Genomic DNA, 16,969 nt, shown 5'->3' with positions numbered 1-16,969 from the left:
ATGCTGCTTCGCGGTCGCTGAAGAACGAATAGCAAAATCCCTGTAAAATGAATGTTTCATATAGTGCAGTTGGAAACGAGGGAAGCTGCAACAACTACAACAAGTGCTAAATGTCAAGAAATACTCAGCTACGCCAATCATTAACCATCGCAGATGCCCCTATTGCAAGACCGGCACTTTGATAACGATAGAAGTCTTTGGAAGCAGAGGTCCGCCAGCGATGTATTTATCGGCATCACCCCAAACTTCTATGGTATGACACTATGGGTAGGGGAAGGTATGTGCCATTAAGGCTAGAAAACTACTTATAAAAAAGCAACGCATTATAAAACAATGCTGCCTTTTTAAAACTTACTTCCAATCGCCTTATAGCCACCTTCTCAACTGAGATGAAATCCCCATAGATCGAAGACCGGTTTACCTGCGGTGCTGCTGCGCGGTCGTTCAACACCGTTTTCATTGTCCGTCCTTCGGACGCAACGAAAACTTAGTTATTGGCGGTAGTTGTTTTTATTATGGTTGTCCCTTTTGTCTTGGGTCAAAGTCCACCATCCACTCAATACCAAACTTGTCTCTAAACATACCAAAGTAAGAACCCCAAGGGCTATCTTGAATTGGCATTTCTATTTGTCCTCCTGCTGAAAGTCCGTTAAATAATTTATCAGCTTCTTCTTTATTTTCTGCACCAACTGAAATTTTACTTCTTGTTTCATTTTCATTGTGCGTACCAAGAGCTGAAGGTGAGTCGCTACCCATTAAAATATTGTGATTGCCAATTGGTAATGCTATGTGCATAATTTTGTTGGCTTCTTCTTCTTTCGCAATACTACCTTCAAAAGTCAAATCTTTGAAACGCATTACCATTGCAAACTCTCCACCGAATACTGATTTATAAAAGTTAAAAGCTTCTTCAGCATTTCCGTTAAAATGAATGTAAGGATTTATTTGTGCCATATTTTTTTACTTTAATTTTTCTAATTTACCTTTTCTTTTTACTAAATTTTTGTAGTCCCACTGTATGTTTTCAGATTTTTTTAGCCATTTTTTTATTTTAGTTGCATCAATTTCTTCAACTGAATTGTAAAAGATTGAAGCGTCTTTAAATTTATCTCCCCTTGTGTCTAAATCGTCTTCTTCAAAATCTGCTCCACTCCAAAACATTAGTCTAATGCCTTTTTTTTGCTTACTGTAACCTACAATAGGATTGCCTTCTAAAAACCAAACTGGGTGAGCATACCAAATTTTACTTTCAGCACCTATTAGATTTTCATCAATTATTGCAGCCAACAAGTTACAAAGTTCATTATCTTCTAACGTTTGATTATATGTTTCAATTTCTTTCTTCATACAGCTAGTATGTTATGATTGTCGAGGAAATTTAGTAATGTCCATATAAAAAAGTTCCCAGGTGTGTCCATCAAAATCTTCTATTGTTCGCTGTTGCATAAAACCATAGTCTCGCATTTCATTGGGTTCAATTCCACCTGCATTAAGTCCATTAGTCATTAAATGGTTCACTTCGTCAATGCTATCTAACGATAATGAAAAAAGACCTGCAATGTTGGTTTTGGTGTCAGCAAGGGGTTTTGAGGTAAAGCCTGAAAACTTTTCGTGTGTCATAATCATGACAAAAATGTTTTCACTCCAAACCATACACTTTGCAGTGTCGTCAGAAAATTGTGGATTGTTTGAAAATCCTAATGCAGCATAAAAGTCCATAGATTTTTGAAGGTTTTTTACTGCTAAATTGATAAATACTTGTTTTGCCATTTGTCTAATATTTTATTTGTAAAAATAATATCGAATTTTTGTTTTTGTCAATCTGTGAGTGTCGCTATACAATTACCGCCAACATTAAGGAATATTGATTGGTTATTAAAAGTATCAATTTTTTTACCTGAGGTGCCGATCAATATTTCTAAATAATAAATTTGTACATGCAGATGAATGGCTGTGGGTTTTTCTTTTAAAACCAATTACTTTCATTCTGAGACGTGTGCTAATCGCTGTAATACAAAAACCGTTAACTTTTCCTGAATAAAGAATATCCATTGCGTCAATTATCATTGCGCTGTCAATATTGTTGAATCGGAGTAATTGCATTTACATTTTCCATCCAACTGTTGGCCATAAATTCGTTTGATTGTGGGTGATTTTGCAATTCTCCTTTTACATTATGGAATGTCATCAATTAATACTGCTAGTTTATCTTCTGTCATTTTATGATGTTTGTTTTGTCTTCAGTTATAATTACCGCTAATCGAGTCACGTAAGGGAATTTCACCCCTACGTTCTCACGGAACCGTACGTGAAAGTCTCCCTTCATACGGCTCTTCATGTTACTAAATCACATCAAAAGTAATAACTTTTTACGGATATACCAATAACCAATGCGCAAATAAATTGGGGTTTTCTTTGTACTTGGTTTTCAAGTAGCGCACAGAGGCTTTCTTGAATAAGTCTTTCTCCCATTTTGTCCATTTCAGTAGTCGTGCGTTCAGTTGATTCCACACCATTCGCATATCATCTTTCCAAAACTTGTGGTAATAGTTGATAATCCCACGAATGACGGGGTTGATTTCCTTGGCGATTTCTTCCAAGGATTTTCTGCGTTTGTGTAAATTCATTTTCCCTGAACTTTCATGATGTGTCTTCGACTTCTGACTTACGCAGATACATGGAATAGATTTCCTTTTTCCTGTGCCTTTTGTTTTGTAGGCTCGTGGACGGATTGTAAAGCCAGAAAGTCGAACCTTTGGAGTATTTCGTTTGTGAAAACCCTCTCAAATTGACTATTTTACTTTTGACTTCATGCAACTGTAATTTGATTCCATGCGCTCTTTAATTTGGCGCAACATGAATTGCGCTTGATTCTCGGTTTTGCAATGCACTACAATATCATCTGCATACCTTTCAAATGGCTTTTCAGGTGGAACTATCCATCCATTTATCGAAGACTACATGTAGAAATAAGTTTGCTAAAAGCGGACTAATAACGCCACCTTGTGGAGTTCCTGAAAGGGTTGGTTTGTCTCCCTTTCTGTACAATTCTGCTTTCAACCACCTTTCCACATATAACAAAACCCAATTGTCTGAACGGTAGTGTTTTAATGCTTTCATCATCAGTTCGTGGTCGATGTTGTCAAAGAAACCTTTGATGTCTAAGTCAATAGCAAAATCATGATTGTATAAATTTGTATATGCTTGTTCAACGGCTTGATGACAGTTCCGATTGGGTCGGTAACAAATGAACTAATGAAATTTTGTTCTACTATTCGTTCCAAGTGTTTTCGTACTACTTGTTGTGATACGGTCTAAAATCGTCGGGATACCAGTAAATTGTCTCCTCCCCTTTCTTTGTATAGCAACTTGTTTGACAGGCTTTCGATAACTCCCTGAGCTTAGGCGGTTCCAGAGCATATAAAGTTCCGTACTGTTTTCTGCAAATATTCCCAACTCATTTTGTCTATTCCACCACTTCCAGCATTGGATTTTACCTCTTGTATGCTTGCCAAACCATTAATCTGGTTATTGGCTGTGATTTTGTTTCATAATAATTAATCATCCCTTTTACGGTTGTAAATTCGTTTGCCTAACATGCTTAGCCCTTCGCTCCCATGTTCATTACAAACACTTCAACACTACTAGGCTAAGTCTGCCCCCTACATCTCAAACACATCCCCTCTTGTCTGCTTCCTATTTCTATTTTACAGAACGATGTAGAGTTCACTTGTTCCTTAAAACAGCCTATGTATGCGTCTTGCCCACTTAACCCCGGATGCCGTGTACCCAGTAAATCAGGTGTCCGGTACACTCTTATCATAGGTACAAACGTAACTACCTATTTTTGACATCGTCTATTGCCCTTACGAGGCTTCATCGTTGGGTTCACTTTCGTTCAACTCACATACACACACCTACAGAAGTCGTTGCTTCCGTTTTTCTTTGTCGCTCACCACAAAACCGTTTCCTAATCTTGCAGCACAAAGTGGTTTAATGGCTATTCCTGAAAATCGCCATTGAGAGACCTACTCTCATCTGTTTTAAAGCACCAATCAGCAGACAGCTGATTGTTCAAGTCACACACGTTTCCTCGGCTCGGCGTTCGGCCGGATTTTTACATTAATCTTAGATACGAAGTTAATAATTTTTTCTTTACGAAAAATGTTAAAACGAAGCGAATAACCCGGCTGACGACCGAACCGACCGAACCGAGTCCTATGTTTGTAAAAGTATTAAATTAGTTACTTTATAAACCAGAGATATTTGAAAGAACAAGGAGGTAGAATAAGGTAGACGAACCGAGTAAGCTTCGAGCTTGACTAACATGATTACCCCTACCTCCTTCTTATCCAAAAGTCGAACAGTTTTATTGAACCTTTTAGAGTTCGTATTAGGATCGCAGACTTCCGATAAGATTGTTCTCTCTTTTTTCTCTTAAACAAAAATAATAAAATGAAGGAAGAATCAAGAAAAAAGTATTGCGGAATTGATGTTTCAGCTGATACACTGGATGTTTGCTATCAAGCAGAAGGAGATTCATTATTGAGTTTTCAGGTTACAAATGATAAAAAGGGTTTCCAGAAGATTATTAAAACCTGTGGGAAAGACTACCATTATGTAATGGAAAGTACGGTGTTTATCATGTTGGATTAATGTTTTATTTACATGATGAAAAATCACTTTTACAGTTGAGAATGCCCTAAAGATTAAGCGTTTTATTCAAATGCAACTAGACCAAAGTGTCGATAAGAAAGATGCGAGATGGATTTGTCTATACGGCATTAATCAAAAACCTACAGCTACACATCGACCTGAAAGTGAATACTTTGAATGTAGGGCTTTGAATGGAGCTATTCATGATATCACCAAGGAAATTAATCAAATAGGCAATCGAATTCATGCTTTGGAAAAGTGCCCTTATGATGTTAAATCCATAATAAAGAGTTACCGTTCCATGCTTACAAAACTTCGCTCAGAGAAATCAAAATTAGAGAAAGAATTACACGAAAAATTAAAAGTATGGCAACCTGAATTATTAACAATTGTAAGTAGTGTAAAAGGAATAGGAAAGAGAGTCGGCAGAGTTAATCATTTTTACTAAAGCGTTTAGTGAAATGACCAATTATAGACAACTAGTCAGCTATGCAGGCTTAAATCCTACCGAGCATAGTAGTGGAACAAGTATTCGTGGGAGAGTTCGAATAAGTAAACGGGGTGGTTACCAATTACGGCATATTCTGTATATGTGTGCGATGAACGCAATGCAAAATAATCGAGCCTGCAAGGAACTTTATCAACGGTTAATTTCCAAAGGAAAGAATGGAAAAGTAGCAATAATTGCTGTTTGTAATAAACTTTTAAAACAGGTTTTTGGGTGTGTAAAAAATGGAATTCCGTTTGATGATAATTATGGAAAAAGTTTTGTGTAAAATGTTTGGTTTTTTACACAGTTCATGTTAGCAACTGGGCATTTGTTTTCAGCATTTCATTAGTTTAAAAAGGTAAATTGTCTTCATAGCTTTCCGTTTCATCTATTTTTGGGTATTTTGTTTTATAATAAGAATTTAGAAAAAAACCAATAGTAGTAACGCTATTAATAACAAAAAACGAATACATCGGGTCATTAATTACATAATCCTCAGTGGTCTTTCCATGGAAAGTAGTTTTTTCACTTCTTAATTTCTCTATTGATTGATTTATAGCTAATAGAGAACTACCGATAGTTTTAATTTCTTTTACTGCCTCAGAATTTGTAAGAGAGAATTCTTTTAAAATTATTCCCGTTAATTTATAAAGTGTTTCATTTCCTTGAATCTTGCTAGATATCCTGTTGTCTTTGAGAATTTCTTTTATTATACTTTCGAGTGCTGAATTTGCTAAACCAATAGCTGTACTTGGGTCGGATTCTATTTGTTTATATGCCTTATTAAAAGTATCGAGAGCTGTACTGTAATTAACTTTTAAAATATTTTTGAATGTTGGAATGGATGGAATGAAATCGGGCGTATCAACCCCTAAATCAATTGCAACTTTAAGTAACGTTTCACCATCCATACTATGCAAAGTTGATTTTAAATCAATTTTATCTCCTTCTTGTTTTTTTATTTCAAATTGCGGAGTCCATCCGAGATTGAAACCAGTTTCAGTTCTTCTATCTTCGAATATTTGCCATTTCTCTAAGTATCTTTCAACATTATAATATTTCGACGAATCAAATTGTTCCCATAAAGCATTTTCGACATCGCTAACTAATTTCATTTGATATTTTGGAGAGATTAATTCATTCATTTTAAAATGTATTTAGTGTAAAAATACTAAAGAAATTAGTCTAAGCTCAATAAAAATAATTTATCTATTCCCTTTCGCTCGATTATGTGTTTTACACAACATTTCACAGTTTTTAATATCAGTCGCTCCGCCTTTACTCCAAGCTGTAACGTGGTCGGCATCCATATCTTTTAAACTCCAAATTTTGGTTTTATTTGCATCGTGTCCGACAGCACAAAGTGAACAGTTTGAAATTCCTTTTTCTTCGGCTTCTGCTGTTTGTTTGGTGTAAACAGATTTTTTGGTTGCTTCATCAAAAACTCGAAGGTCTAAAAGTTTGGTATCGGTTAAACCACCAAGAATAAATTCAAACACTCCTTTTCTATTTTTGACATAAGAGTCAGCGTAAAGTTCCCGAACTTGTTCAGATACTTTTTGGGGATTGTAAGGTTGTTTTTTGTAAGTTTCATACAATCGTCCCCATTCCAAACCTCTCATTTCAGTTTCAACGTCTGTAAAAACTGCCGAAATCCAATCAATTACGCTGTTAAAGTAATTTTTGAGTTCGTTTATGTTGTCGTCAAAACGGTGTCGGCTCATATAATCGCCTACATTGTTTTTACTTACCCATTCCAACGCACGTTCTAAAAAGTCTTGACGGTTGGCACTTCCCGAAACATAAGCACTCCATTTTTGAATATTGGCGTTTTGAGAATTTGAAAACTCCTCTTTTCCAAGTGTTACGAAAGGACCAGAATAAACAGCATTTAAAAGTTCTTGACTATTTAGCGGAACTCCTGCAATATTGATTGTCCTAAACCATTCTTTAATTTCAGTTTCTGTTCCTTCACATTCGTAAATTAAAAGTTTGGTATTCAATATTTTTTCTTGCTTGTCTTTGGCGATTCCGCTAAAATATTGCTCCATTCTGTTTTCGTCTTTTATGGCGAATTTGTTAGTTACGAAACGCCCAAAACTTGTAATTCTTTGCTGTCCGTCCAAAACTTCAAAGTTGTCATCACTTACTTTGTTGAAATAGATTAAACCGAGCGGATAACCTTTTAATATTGATTCGATTACGGCAACATCACGTTTCCCATCAGCGTAAATATAATTACGTTGGTATTCGGGTTGGATAGTTAGTTTTCCCGATAATCCAAAAAGTCCTTTTCCTTCCAATTCATTGTAAACGAATCCATCACAAATATCTTTTACTGTTATTTCTGTTTGTAGAGTTGTTTTCATTTTTTACGGTGTTTTATTAAAATTCGGGCGTAAATCTTTTTACCATTTATATAGGGATAACCAAAATTAAATTCATCTACTGTCGTGCTTACCATCTCTCCAATAATTTCAAATTGTTCGGGAGAATATTTATCTAAAAAACTAATTGGAACTCCCATAACTCCGTCATAATCACTTGGGATAGCATCTGTAAAAGGAATGTTTATAGCATCATAATTGTCATATTTTTGGTATTTATTTCCTTTGACTTCTTTATGTTTGCTAAATTTAATATTGTCAGCCATTGTCATTAAGGGGAGAGGTTGATGTCGTCTTCCGTGGTCAATATTCGTAAACCAAACAACATTTCTGAATTTCACTAGACCTGTATCAGGATTAAAAACGCCTTCTGCGTAATCATTTGTAGTCGGAGATGAGAAAAAAGCATTTCCTGCCTTAAATCCGTTTCCAAGCCACATTTTATCGTCTTTAATTAATGGAAAAACTTCTTTATAGGTAATCGCATTCATACTACCGATGATTACAAATTGCTTTTGAGTTTCTACAATCCAATTTAAAAACTCTCTAAAAAGTGAAAAAGGTGGATTTGTGATAATTATATCTGCTTCATTACGAAGTTTGATAATTTCTTTACTTCTGAAATCTCCATCTCCCTCTAAATACGTCCATTCTAAGTCTTCAACATCAATTTTTCCATCACCTGTTTTATCGTGCGTTAAAGTGAAGATTTTTCCTTTGGTAATGGTTTTTCTTTCGTCAAATTGTGGGTCGGAAGTTTCAAATAGAGTAGGTTGGTAGCCACCTTTATATTTTTTGCTTTCAGGTGCATAGCTTGTACTAATCAATTTTTTCAGCCCGAAATTTTCAAAATTCTGTGCGAAAAATTTAGTGAAGTTGCTCCATTCTGGGTCATCACAAGGAAGTAAAATTGTTTTTCCTCGAAATACGTCTGAATTGTATTCTAAATACGCATTAATTTCACGCTCAATGTCGTAGTATTGCGTATAAAATTCGTCGTTTTTTGTATTTTTTGCCTTAGTTAAATTTCTGTTTCCTGCTTTTTTGCCCGCCATTTGTTTCCCGTTTTGGGCAACAAAGTCAACGGACTTTTATGGTCGGAATAGTTTAATGTTTGTTTACCGCCGTTCCGCTAGCCTTGTTGCTAACTCTATACGATTGTATCGTTATTTTTCTTTCAAATATACATAAAATCAGGAACAAAAAATACCCATCCCCATTTTTTTGAAAATGAAGCCAATAAAGCTAAAATAAAGAAAATTGATGATACAATGAAGTTGAACGAAGCCTGAGTAATAATTGAGCTTGAGATGGTTTTAGGAGCTATGGGCATGGTATTCTCTCGAATAATATTTCGATGATGAAAAAGCGTTTTTAATTGCTTTTTTGGGCTCTGAAAAGAATAAACCCCATTCATTCATATCGTTTATTTTTACAATATGTTACCGATAAGACATACCTATCCCGTTACGGTTTTGTCCCGTTTTAAAAAAAAAACTATCTTGAGTCAAAGAGCGTTTCACTAAATATACTGTCACGAAGGCGCCCTTTCTATCGGCTTTCGAATGACCATGTGCCCCTTCTTACACTTCGGGCATAGCAAAGGATCTTGCTGTTTGATTTCTCGATATACCTCATAGGCATTTAAGCCTTCATACTTCGGAAAGAAACGTTCACTTTTGTTTATGGTGGCACATAACTCTACGTTTTCTTTTAGATGTCGCAAAGCTAAAAAACCAATGTACCTTACCTTGCAAAGACCTGAAGGCAGAATGTGCTGTAAAAATCGTCGGACAAATTCTGATTCATCCAATGTCATTACACTTTTAAGTCCTGCTTTCTTGTAGTTTTTGTAATAAAAAGTGACTTTCCCATTTTTATGACTGATAATTCGTTGATTGGAAATCGCAACTCGATGTGTGTAATTGCCAAGATATTTGATGATGTTATCAGGAGTAGTAAAAGGTTTTTCACTGTAAACAACCCACTTTTTCTGATAACAAGTATCTTTAATTTGCTTAAAATTTTGAATATCATCCGGCAGCTTTAATTTGCCGATAGCATACTCTTTTTCTAACGTTTTCATCAATAGTCCTCGAAAAATAGCACTTAAAACTTTCACTGGCAGAAAGAACTTTTTATGGGATGGCACCCATTCAAAGCCGTCTTCTGTTAAACCTCCCGAGGGAACAATCATGTGAATGTGTGGGTGGTAGGACATAGTTTGTCCCCAGGTGTGTAGCACTGCTACGCCTCCCATTTTAGCACCAAGATACTCGTTGTTTTCTCCGCATTGCATAAGTGCTTGACTGGCAGCCTTAAACAAACTATCATAAGCAATGCGCTGATTGATGTAAAACAACTTGTTGAGTGATTCTGGAATGGTAAAAACCAAATGAAAATGCTTCACTTCTGGTAAATTGCTTTTCAGTTTATCCACCCACTGTATTTTTCGTGTCATTTGACACTTCGGGCAATGTCTGTCTCTACATGAGTTGTAGGCGTTTCTGTAATGATGACAGTGATTGCACTCTGCAACATGTCCTCCTAGTTTTACTGTTCGACAAGCTAAAATAGCCTGAAATGCTTTTTCTTGAAAAGGATGCAAGTCATTCAGATTCAGTCCTTTGTTGAGTACTTCACTAAAAATATCGGACAACTCTACTTTTTGTCGTTTATTTTGCTTTGTTTTCATAAGCGAAGATCATCAAAAGGTGAGACAATGTTTTTTAAGCTAGCATTTGAAAGATGCAGGTAAATCGAAGTAGTTCGGATAGAACTATGCCCCATAAAAGATTGAATAATCTTTAGGTTAATTCCTTTGTCCAAGAGATGGGTAGCAAAACTATGTCGTAGCAAATGAGGGGTTACTCTTCTTTTGATGCCCGCTCTTTGTGCAGCATCATGAATTACTTTATCAAAAGTTCGGACACTCATCTTCTTCCCTGGATGCCCATTTGGTTCAAACAAGTAAACTTTTGGTCTAAAACACTTGTAATAATAGCGTAATTCCTCTAGGGTTTGCTTTGAAAGAATCGTTCTTCGGTCTTTCTTTCCTTTACCTTGACGCACGATAATAAAACCGTTTTCTGAGTCAATGTCCTTCGGTTTTAACTGCAATAATTCCATTTTGCGCAATCCTGCCGTGTACATGGTCATAATCATCACCCGATGTTTGATGTTTTGAGTACGCTCAATCATCAATTTAACTTCTTCTAAGGAAAGAATTTCGGGTAGTTCTCGCGGCAATCTAGGACGTTTTATTGCAATGGGTTCCCATTCTTTTTTTAATACGTCTTCGGTGTAGATTTTAAACGCACTAATCTTTTGATTGATATAAGATGGCGAAACTTTTTTTGACTTTACTAAATGATGCAAGTATTGTTTCAAATCCTCGCTGGTCAGTTTATCCAAGGTCTTGTTTGCATACGACTCGAAGACCTGCATCGTCTCGCAGTAGCTTCTCACAGAGCAATCGCTGTAATTGCGAATCTCCATTTCTCGTTTTAACAGCGCTATGGCTGGGGAAAATTTATTCTCCATAACTTTTTGATTTTTAAAATGAAATCTAAAAGTTATGGAATGTTTTGGGAATTACCGACTTGGTCGGTTTAGTTCAACTCTATACGATTGTATCGTTATTTTTCTTTCAAATATACATAAAATCAGGAACAAAAAATACCCATCCCCATTTTTTTGAAAATGAAGCCAATAAAGCTAAAATAAAGAAAATTGATGATACAATGAAGTTGAACGAAGCCTGAGTAATAATTGAGCTTGAGATGGTTTTAGGAGCTATGGGCATGGTATTCTCTCGAATAATATTTCGATGATGAAAAAGCGTTTTTAATTGCTTTTTTGGGCTCTGAAAAGAATAAACCCCATTCATTCATATCGTTTATTTTTACAATATGTTACCGATAAGACATACCTATCCCGTTACGGTTTTGTCCCGTTTTAAAAAAAAAACTATCTTGAGTCAAAGAGCGTTTCACTAAATATACTGTCACGAAGGCGCCCTTTCTATCGGCTTTCGAATGACCATGTGCCCCTTCTTACACTTCGGGCATAGCAAAGGATCTTGCTGTTTGATTTCTCGATATACCTCATAGGCATTTAAGCCTTCATACTTCGGAAAGAAACGTTCACTTTTGTTTATGGTGGCACATAACTCTACGTTTTCTTTTAGATGTCGCAAAGCTAAAAAACCAATGTACCTTACCTTGCAAAGACCTGAAGGCAGAATGTGCTGTAAAAATCGTCGGACAAATTCTGATTCATCCAATGTCATTACACTTTTAAGTCCTGCTTTCTTGTAGTTTTTGTAATAAAAAGTGACTTTCCCATTTTTATGACTGATAATTCGTTGATTGGAAATCGCAACTCGATGTGTGTAATTGCCAAGATATTTGATGATGTTATCAGGAGTAGTAAAAGGTTTTTCACTGTAAACAACCCACTTTTTCTGATAACAAGTATCTTTAATTTGCTTAAAATTTTGAATATCATCCGGCAGCTTTAATTTGCCGATAGCATACTCTTTTTCTAACGTTTTCATCAATAGTCCTCGAAAAATAGCACTTAAAACTTTCACTGGCAGAAAGAACTTTTTATGGGATGGCACCCATTCAAAGCCGTCTTCTGTTAAACCTCCCGAGGGAACAATCATGTGAATGTGTGGGTGGTAGGACATAGTTTGTCCCCAGGTGTGTAGCACTGCTACGCCTCCCATTTTAGCACCAAGATACTCGTTGTTTTCTCCGCATTGCATAAGTGCTTGACTGGCAGCCTTAAACAAACTATCATAAGCAATGCGCTGATTGATGTAAAACAACTTGTTGAGTGATTCTGGAATGGTAAAAACCAAATGAAAATGCTTCACTTCTGGTAAATTGCTTTTCAGTTTATCCACCCACTGTATTTTTCGTGTCATTTGACACTTCGGGCAATGTCTGTCTCTACATGAGTTGTAGGCGTTTCTGTAATGATGACAGTGATTGCACTCTGCAACATGTCCTCCTAGTTTTACTGTTCGACAAGCTAAAATAGCCTGAAATGCTTTTTCTTGAAAAGGATGCAAGTCATTCAGATTCAGTCCTTTGTTGAGTACTTCACTAAAAATATCGGACAACTCTACTTTTTGTCGTTTATTTTGCTTTGTTTTCATAAGCGAAGATCATCAAAAGGTGAGACAATGTTTTTTAAGCTAGCATTTGAAAGATGCAGGTAAATCGAAGTAGTTCGGATAGAACTATGCCCCATAAAAGATTGAATAATCTTTAGGTTAATTCCTTTGTCCAAGAGATGGGTAGCAAAACTATGTCGTAGCAAATGAGGGGTTACTCTTCTTTTGATGCCCGCTCTTTGTGCAGCATCATGAATTACTTTATCAAAAGTTCGGACACTCATCTTCTTCCCTGGATGCCCATTTGGTTCAAACAAGTAAACTTTTGGTCTAAAACACTTGTAATAATAGCGTAATTCCTCTAGGGTTTGCTTTGAAAGAATCGTTCTTCGGTCTTTCTTTCCTTTACCTTGACGCACGATAATAAAACCGTTTTCTGAGTCAATGTCCTTCGGTTTTAACTGCAATAATTCCATTTTGCGCAATCCTGCCGTGTACATGGTCATAATCATCACCCGATGTTTGATGTTTTGAGTACGCTCAATCATCAATTTAACTTCTTCCAAGGAAATAATTTCGGGTAGTTCTCGCGGCAATCTAGGACGTTTTATTGCAATGGGTTCCCATTCTTTTTTTAATACATCTTCGGTGTAGATTTTAAACGCACTAATCTTTTGATTGATATAAGATGGCGAAACTTTTTTTGACTTTACTAAATGATGCAAGTATTGTTTCAAATCCTCGCTGGTCAGTTTATCCAAGGTCTTGTTTGCATACGACTCGAAGACCTGCATCGTCTCACAGTAGCTTCTCACAGAGCAATCGCTGTAATTGCGAATCTCCATTTCTCGTTTTAACAGCGCTATGGCTGGGGAAAATTTATTCTCCATAACTTTTTGATTTTTAAAATGAAATCTAAAAGTTATGGAATGTTTTGGGAATTACCGACTTGGTCGGTTTAGTTCAACGGTGCGGGGCTTTGCGTTCGGGCGGGAAATCGAAGCACAAAAGCTGGTTTTATTACTAATGTTTAATTGAAAAACTACCGTTGAATTTAGCACTTCAGCCCGCCTGACGCAAAACCCTTGTTAGCAACAGTTTATATTATTTTTACATAGTCATTTGAAATACTAAGTCTTGATATACATAGGCGTTTCCTTTTTGCAAATATTCTAATTCTTCTGCACCCCCCATTGCAAGAATTGGAGTAAATGTGAAAATTTCACCATTTTGCAAATCGCCTTTTTCTGAAATTGCTTTCAAGAAAAGATCTTCTCTTAGCCACATTTTTTTGTCTTCTTCACTTGTTAAAAATTCATTGAAAAATGACTCCAAGCTCCAAACTAAAGTTTCTATTTTTCCGTATTGAATGTCAATCATACAAACATCTTCGTCTGTTTCAGTCAGTTTACGATAATACAACAATTCTCCAAATCCAGTAATTGCAAAAGGGGTGTAATTTTCTACTTCTCTCCCAAGCCAAGTCCAAAGGTTATTTTCGTACTGCTCTGGGTTAATTAGTTCTATAAGACCTTTGTTGTATTTTCCAAAGCCTGTTGTCTTCCAAATGTCAATAAGCAAAGAGGAAACTTTTTTCTGGTATTTCTTTATTAATTCTTCAGAAACAATCGTATTGCCAGTTTCTACCTTATAGTGTTCCTTAAATTTTTCTATCATATTTTTTGTTTTTTAAATTGTTGCTAACTCTATACGATTGTATCGTTATTTTTCTTTCAAATATACATAAAATCAGGAACAAAAAATACCCATCCCCATTTTTTTGAAAATGAAGCCAATAAAGCTAAAATAAAGAAAATTGATGATACAATGAAGTTGAACGAAGCCTGAGTAATAATTGAGCTTGAGATGGTTTTAGGAGCTATGGGCATGGTATTCTCTCGAATAATATTTCGATGATGAAAAAGCGTTTTTAATTGCTTTTTTGGGCTCTGAAAAGAATAAACCCCATTCATTCATATCGTTTATTTTTACAATATGTTACCGATAAGACATACCTATCCCGTTACGGTTTTGTCCCGTTTTAAAAAAAAAACTATCTTGAGTCAAAGAGCGTTTCACTAAATATACTGTCACGAAGGCGCCCTTTCTATCGGCTTTCGAATGACCATGTGCCCCTTCTTACACTTCGGGCATAGCAAAGGATCTTGCTGTTTGATTTCTCGATATACCTCATAGGCATTTAAGCCTTCATACTTCGGAAAGAAACGTTCACTTTTGTTTATGGTGGCACATAACTCTACGTTTTCTTTTAGATGTCGCAAAGCTAAAAAACCAATGTACCTTACCTTGCAAAGACCTGAAGGCAGAATGTGCTGTAAAAATCGTCGGACAAATTCTGATTCATCCAATGTCATTACACTTTTAAGTCCTGCTTTCTTGTAGTTTTTGTAATAAAAAGTGACTTTCCCATTTTTATGACTGATAATTCGTTGATTGGAAATCGCAACTCGATGTGTGTAATTGCCAAGATATTTGATGATGTTATCAGGAGTAGTAAAAGGTTTTTCACTGTAAACAACCCACTTTTTCTGATAACAAGTATCTTTAATTTGCTTAAAATTTTGAATATCATCCGGCAGCTTTAATTTGCCGATAGCATACTCTTTTTCTAACGTTTTCATCAATAGTCCTCGAAAAATAGCACTTAAAACTTTCACTGGCAGAAAGAACTTTTTATGGGATGGCACCCATTCAAAGCCGTCTTCTGTTAAACCTCCCGAGGGAACAATCATGTGAATGTGTGGGTGGTAGGACATAGTTTGTCCCCAGGTGTGTAGCACTGCTACGCCTCCCATTTTAGCACCAAGATACTCGTTGTTTTCTCCGCATTGCATAAGTGCTTGACTGGCAGCCTTAAACAAACTATCATAAGCAATGCGCTGATTGATGTAAAACAACTTGTTGAGTGATTCTGGAATGGTAAAAACCAAATGAAAATGCTTCACTTCTGGTAAATTGCTTTTCAGTTTATCCACCCACTGTATTTTTCGTGTCATTTGACACTTCGGGCAATGTCTGTCTCTACATGAGTTGTAGGCGTTTCTGTAATGATGACAGTGATTGCACTCTGCAACATGTCCTCCTAGTTTTACTGTTCGACAAGCTAAAATAGCCTGAAATGCTTTTTCTTGAAAAGGATGCAAGTCATTCAGATTCAGTCCTTTGTTGAGTACTTCACTAAAAATATCGGACAACTCTACTTTTTGTCGTTTATTTTGCTTTGTTTTCATAAGCGAAGATCATCAAAAGGTGAGACAATGTTTTTTAAGCTAGCATTTGAAAGATGCAGGTAAATCGAAGTAGTTCGGATAGAACTATGCCCCATAAAAGATTGAATAATCTTTAGGTTAATTCCTTTGTCCAAGAGATGGGTAGCAAAACTATGTCGTAGCAAATGAGGGGTTACTCTTCTTTTGATGCCCGCTCTTTGTGCAGCATCATGAATTACTTTATCAAAAGTTCGGACACTCATCTTCTTCCCTGGATGCCCATTTGGTTCAAACAAGTAAACTTTTGGTCTAAAACACTTGTAATAATAGCGTAATTCCTCTAGGGTTTGCTTTGAAAGAATCGTTCTTCGGTCTTTCTTTCCTTTACCTTGACGCACGATAATAAAACCGTTTTCTGAGTCAATGTCCTTCGGTTTTAACTGCAATAATTCCATTTTGCGCAATCCTGCCGTGTACATGGTCATAATCATCACCCGATGTTTGATGTTTTGAGTACGCTCAATCATCAATTTAACTTCTTCCAAGGAAATAATTTCGGGTAGTTCTCGCGGCAATCTAGGACGTTTTATTGCAATGGGTTCCCATTCTTTTTTTAATACATCTTCGGTGTAGATTTTAAACGCACTAATCTTTTGATTGATATAAGATGGCGAAACTTTTTTTGACTTTACTAAATGATGCAAGTATTGTTTCAAATCCTCGCTGGTCAGTTTATCCAAGGTCTTGTTTGCATACGACTCGAAGACCTGCATCGTCTCACAGTAGCTTCTCACAGAGCAATCGCTGTAATTGCGTATCTCCATTTCTCGTTTTAACAGCGCTATGGCTGGGGAAAATTTATTCTCCATAACTTTTTGATTTTTAAAATGAAATCTAAAAGTTATGGAATGTTTTGGGAATTACCGACTTGGTCGGTTTAGTTCAACTTATTTATAAGCCCCACTTTATAATCCCTATACAACATACCTTTGTTGCATTTGTCTCATTTTATGAGGCTTTATTAAGCTATCGAATATACATTTTTTTTGTTATATATAATCATAAATCCTCTTTCTTCGCT

The 16,969-nt window shown here is 36.0% G+C and carries 21 protein-coding genes and 1 pseudogene; 3 read left to right on the top strand and 19 right to left on the bottom strand.

The features are described from left to right. Positions 1-513: 513 nt before the first annotated feature. The 6 genes and pseudogenes from M9897_01800 to M9897_01775 form a co-directional block, all read right to left on the bottom strand. Positions 514-954, bottom strand: a complete 441-nt coding sequence (locus M9897_01800; GenBank protein ID MCO5267610.1) for a VOC family protein — start codon at positions 952-954, stop codon at positions 514-516. Between the two features lie 6 nt (positions 955-960). Next, positions 961-1,347 carry a DUF1801 domain-containing protein gene (locus M9897_01795; protein ID MCO5267609.1) on the bottom strand — a complete coding sequence of 129 codons (387 nt, stop codon included), beginning with the start codon at positions 1,345-1,347 and terminating at the stop codon, positions 961-963. A gap of 12 nt (positions 1,348-1,359) precedes the next feature. Beyond that, positions 1,360-1,770: a glyoxalase/bleomycin resistance/extradiol dioxygenase family protein gene (locus M9897_01790; GenBank protein ID MCO5267608.1), complete on the bottom strand. Its 411-nt coding sequence runs from the start codon at positions 1,768-1,770 to the stop codon at positions 1,360-1,362. A gap of 201 nt (positions 1,771-1,971) precedes the next feature. Next, a pseudogene (locus tag M9897_01785) lies at positions 1,972-2,076 on the bottom strand (Maebl). Positions 2,077-2,369: 293 nt separating this feature from the next. Beyond that, on the bottom strand, positions 2,370-2,627 hold the full coding sequence (locus M9897_01780; protein ID MCO5267607.1) for a hypothetical protein: 258 nt from the start codon (positions 2,625-2,627) through the stop codon (positions 2,370-2,372). Positions 2,628-2,925: 298 nt separating this feature from the next. Then, positions 2,926-3,249, bottom strand: coding sequence for a reverse transcriptase domain-containing protein (locus tag M9897_01775; GenBank protein MCO5267606.1), 324 nt, complete (start codon positions 3,247-3,249; stop codon positions 2,926-2,928). A 1,206-nt stretch (positions 3,250-4,455) separates the two neighbouring features. Here M9897_01775 and M9897_01770 point away from each other — a divergent pair. The 3 genes from M9897_01770 to M9897_01760 all read left to right on the top strand — a co-directional run bounded on the left by M9897_01770 (position 4,456) and on the right by M9897_01760 (position 5,432). After that, entirely contained in the window at positions 4,456-4,656 is a 201-nt protein-coding gene (locus M9897_01770; protein MCO5267605.1) for an IS110 family transposase, read from the top strand. Positions 4,657-4,726: 70 nt separating this feature from the next. Next, positions 4,727-5,104 carry a hypothetical protein gene (locus M9897_01765; protein MCO5267604.1) on the top strand — a complete coding sequence of 126 codons (378 nt, stop codon included), beginning with the start codon at positions 4,727-4,729 and terminating at the stop codon, positions 5,102-5,104. Positions 5,105-5,117: 13 nt separating this feature from the next. Next, positions 5,118-5,432: a transposase gene (locus tag M9897_01760; GenBank protein MCO5267603.1), complete on the top strand. Its 315-nt coding sequence runs from the start codon at positions 5,118-5,120 to the stop codon at positions 5,430-5,432. 64 nt (positions 5,433-5,496) lie between these two features. Here M9897_01760 and M9897_01755 read toward each other — a convergent pair whose 3' ends face one another. The 13 genes from M9897_01755 to M9897_01695 all read right to left on the bottom strand — a co-directional run bounded on the left by M9897_01755 (position 5,497) and on the right by M9897_01695 (position 16,757). After that, entirely contained in the window at positions 5,497-6,291 is a 795-nt protein-coding gene (locus tag M9897_01755; protein MCO5267602.1) for an abortive infection family protein, read from the bottom strand. A 60-nt stretch (positions 6,292-6,351) separates the two neighbouring features. Further along, positions 6,352-7,515: a DUF262 domain-containing protein gene (locus M9897_01750; GenBank protein MCO5267601.1), complete on the bottom strand. Its 1,164-nt coding sequence runs from the start codon at positions 7,513-7,515 to the stop codon at positions 6,352-6,354. Further along, complete coding sequence (locus M9897_01745; GenBank protein ID MCO5267600.1) at positions 7,512-8,588, bottom strand: adenine-specific methyltransferase EcoRI family protein; 1,077 nt, start codon at positions 8,586-8,588, stop codon at positions 7,512-7,514. The genes M9897_01750 and M9897_01745 overlap by 4 nt, the downstream gene beginning before the upstream one ends. 122 nt (positions 8,589-8,710) lie before the next feature. After that, positions 8,711-8,950, bottom strand: coding sequence for a hypothetical protein (locus M9897_01740; GenBank protein MCO5267599.1), 240 nt, complete (start codon positions 8,948-8,950; stop codon positions 8,711-8,713). Positions 8,951-9,067: 117 nt separating this feature from the next. Next, positions 9,068-10,228, bottom strand: coding sequence for an IS91 family transposase (locus tag M9897_01735; GenBank protein ID MCO5267598.1), 1,161 nt, complete (start codon positions 10,226-10,228; stop codon positions 9,068-9,070). Beyond that, positions 10,225-11,076 (bottom strand): site-specific integrase, encoded by an 852-nt coding sequence (locus M9897_01730; GenBank protein MCO5267597.1) that lies wholly within the window; start codon positions 11,074-11,076, stop codon positions 10,225-10,227. Before M9897_01730 ends, M9897_01735 begins: the two co-directional genes overlap by 4 nt. Before the next feature lie 106 nt (positions 11,077-11,182). Beyond that, positions 11,183-11,422 carry a hypothetical protein gene (locus M9897_01725; GenBank protein ID MCO5267596.1) on the bottom strand — a complete coding sequence of 80 codons (240 nt, stop codon included), beginning with the start codon at positions 11,420-11,422 and terminating at the stop codon, positions 11,183-11,185. Positions 11,423-11,539: 117 nt separating this feature from the next. Further along, positions 11,540-12,700 (bottom strand): IS91 family transposase, encoded by a 1,161-nt coding sequence (locus M9897_01720; GenBank protein ID MCO5267595.1) that lies wholly within the window; start codon positions 12,698-12,700, stop codon positions 11,540-11,542. Then, positions 12,697-13,548, bottom strand: a complete 852-nt coding sequence (locus tag M9897_01715) for a site-specific integrase (protein ID MCO5267594.1) — start codon at positions 13,546-13,548, stop codon at positions 12,697-12,699. Before M9897_01715 ends, M9897_01720 begins: the two co-directional genes overlap by 4 nt. 220 nt (positions 13,549-13,768) lie before the next feature. Continuing rightward, a complete protein-coding gene (locus M9897_01710) occupies positions 13,769-14,335 on the bottom strand; it encodes a DUF1851 domain-containing protein (GenBank protein MCO5267593.1) in 567 nt (188 codons plus the stop codon). Positions 14,336-14,391: 56 nt separating this feature from the next. Then, complete coding sequence (locus M9897_01705) at positions 14,392-14,631, bottom strand: hypothetical protein (protein ID MCO5267592.1); 240 nt, start codon at positions 14,629-14,631, stop codon at positions 14,392-14,394. Positions 14,632-14,748: 117 nt separating this feature from the next. Continuing rightward, the gene (locus M9897_01700) at positions 14,749-15,909 is read right to left on the bottom strand and encodes an IS91 family transposase (protein ID MCO5267591.1); all 1,161 of its coding nucleotides are present in this window, start codon (positions 15,907-15,909) and stop codon (positions 14,749-14,751) included. After that, on the bottom strand, positions 15,906-16,757 hold the full coding sequence (locus M9897_01695; GenBank protein MCO5267590.1) for a site-specific integrase: 852 nt from the start codon (positions 16,755-16,757) through the stop codon (positions 15,906-15,908). Before M9897_01695 ends, M9897_01700 begins: the two co-directional genes overlap by 4 nt. Positions 16,758-16,969: the final 212 nt, after the last annotated feature.

The sequence above is a fragment of the Brumimicrobium sp. genome (genome assembly GCA_023957385.1).
Classification (GTDB): Bacteria; Bacteroidota; Bacteroidia; order Flavobacteriales_D; family Crocinitomicaceae; genus Brumimicrobium.
The sequence above is the reverse complement of the archived record's forward strand: the minus strand, read 5'-3'. Positions and strand labels throughout refer to the sequence as shown.

Bases quoted from the DNA above. Each gene is read 5' to 3' on its own strand.
- M9897_01800 (MCO5267610.1), bottom strand. From the start codon at position 954: ATGGCACAAATAAATCCTTACATTCATTTTAACGGAAATGCTGAAGAA.
- M9897_01795 (MCO5267609.1), bottom strand. From the start codon at position 1,347: ATGAAGAAAGAAATTGAAACATATAATCAAACGTTAGAAGATAATGAA.
- M9897_01790 (MCO5267608.1), bottom strand. From the start codon at position 1,770: ATGGCAAAACAAGTATTTATCAATTTAGCAGTAAAAAACCTTCAAAAA.
- M9897_01780 (MCO5267607.1), bottom strand. From the start codon at position 2,627: ATGAATTTACACAAACGCAGAAAATCCTTGGAAGAAATCGCCAAGGAA.
- M9897_01770 (MCO5267605.1), top strand. From the start codon at position 4,456: ATGAAGGAAGAATCAAGAAAAAAGTATTGCGGAATTGATGTTTCAGCT.
- M9897_01765 (MCO5267604.1), top strand. From the start codon at position 4,727: ATGCAACTAGACCAAAGTGTCGATAAGAAAGATGCGAGATGGATTTGT.
- M9897_01760 (MCO5267603.1), top strand. From the start codon at position 5,118: ATGACCAATTATAGACAACTAGTCAGCTATGCAGGCTTAAATCCTACC.
- M9897_01755 (MCO5267602.1), bottom strand. From the start codon at position 6,291: ATGAATGAATTAATCTCTCCAAAATATCAAATGAAATTAGTTAGCGAT.
- M9897_01750 (MCO5267601.1), bottom strand. From the start codon at position 7,515: ATGAAAACAACTCTACAAACAGAAATAACAGTAAAAGATATTTGTGAT.
- M9897_01745 (MCO5267600.1), bottom strand. From the start codon at position 8,588: ATGGCGGGCAAAAAAGCAGGAAACAGAAATTTAACTAAGGCAAAAAAT.
- M9897_01740 (MCO5267599.1), bottom strand. From the start codon at position 8,950: ATGAATGGGGTTTATTCTTTTCAGAGCCCAAAAAAGCAATTAAAAACG.
- M9897_01735 (MCO5267598.1), bottom strand. From the start codon at position 10,228: ATGAAAACAAAGCAAAATAAACGACAAAAAGTAGAGTTGTCCGATATT.
- M9897_01730 (MCO5267597.1), bottom strand. From the start codon at position 11,076: ATGGAGAATAAATTTTCCCCAGCCATAGCGCTGTTAAAACGAGAAATG.
- M9897_01725 (MCO5267596.1), bottom strand. From the start codon at position 11,422: ATGAATGGGGTTTATTCTTTTCAGAGCCCAAAAAAGCAATTAAAAACG.
- M9897_01720 (MCO5267595.1), bottom strand. From the start codon at position 12,700: ATGAAAACAAAGCAAAATAAACGACAAAAAGTAGAGTTGTCCGATATT.
- M9897_01715 (MCO5267594.1), bottom strand. From the start codon at position 13,548: ATGGAGAATAAATTTTCCCCAGCCATAGCGCTGTTAAAACGAGAAATG.
- M9897_01710 (MCO5267593.1), bottom strand. From the start codon at position 14,335: ATGATAGAAAAATTTAAGGAACACTATAAGGTAGAAACTGGCAATACG.
- M9897_01705 (MCO5267592.1), bottom strand. From the start codon at position 14,631: ATGAATGGGGTTTATTCTTTTCAGAGCCCAAAAAAGCAATTAAAAACG.
- M9897_01700 (MCO5267591.1), bottom strand. From the start codon at position 15,909: ATGAAAACAAAGCAAAATAAACGACAAAAAGTAGAGTTGTCCGATATT.
- M9897_01695 (MCO5267590.1), bottom strand. From the start codon at position 16,757: ATGGAGAATAAATTTTCCCCAGCCATAGCGCTGTTAAAACGAGAAATG.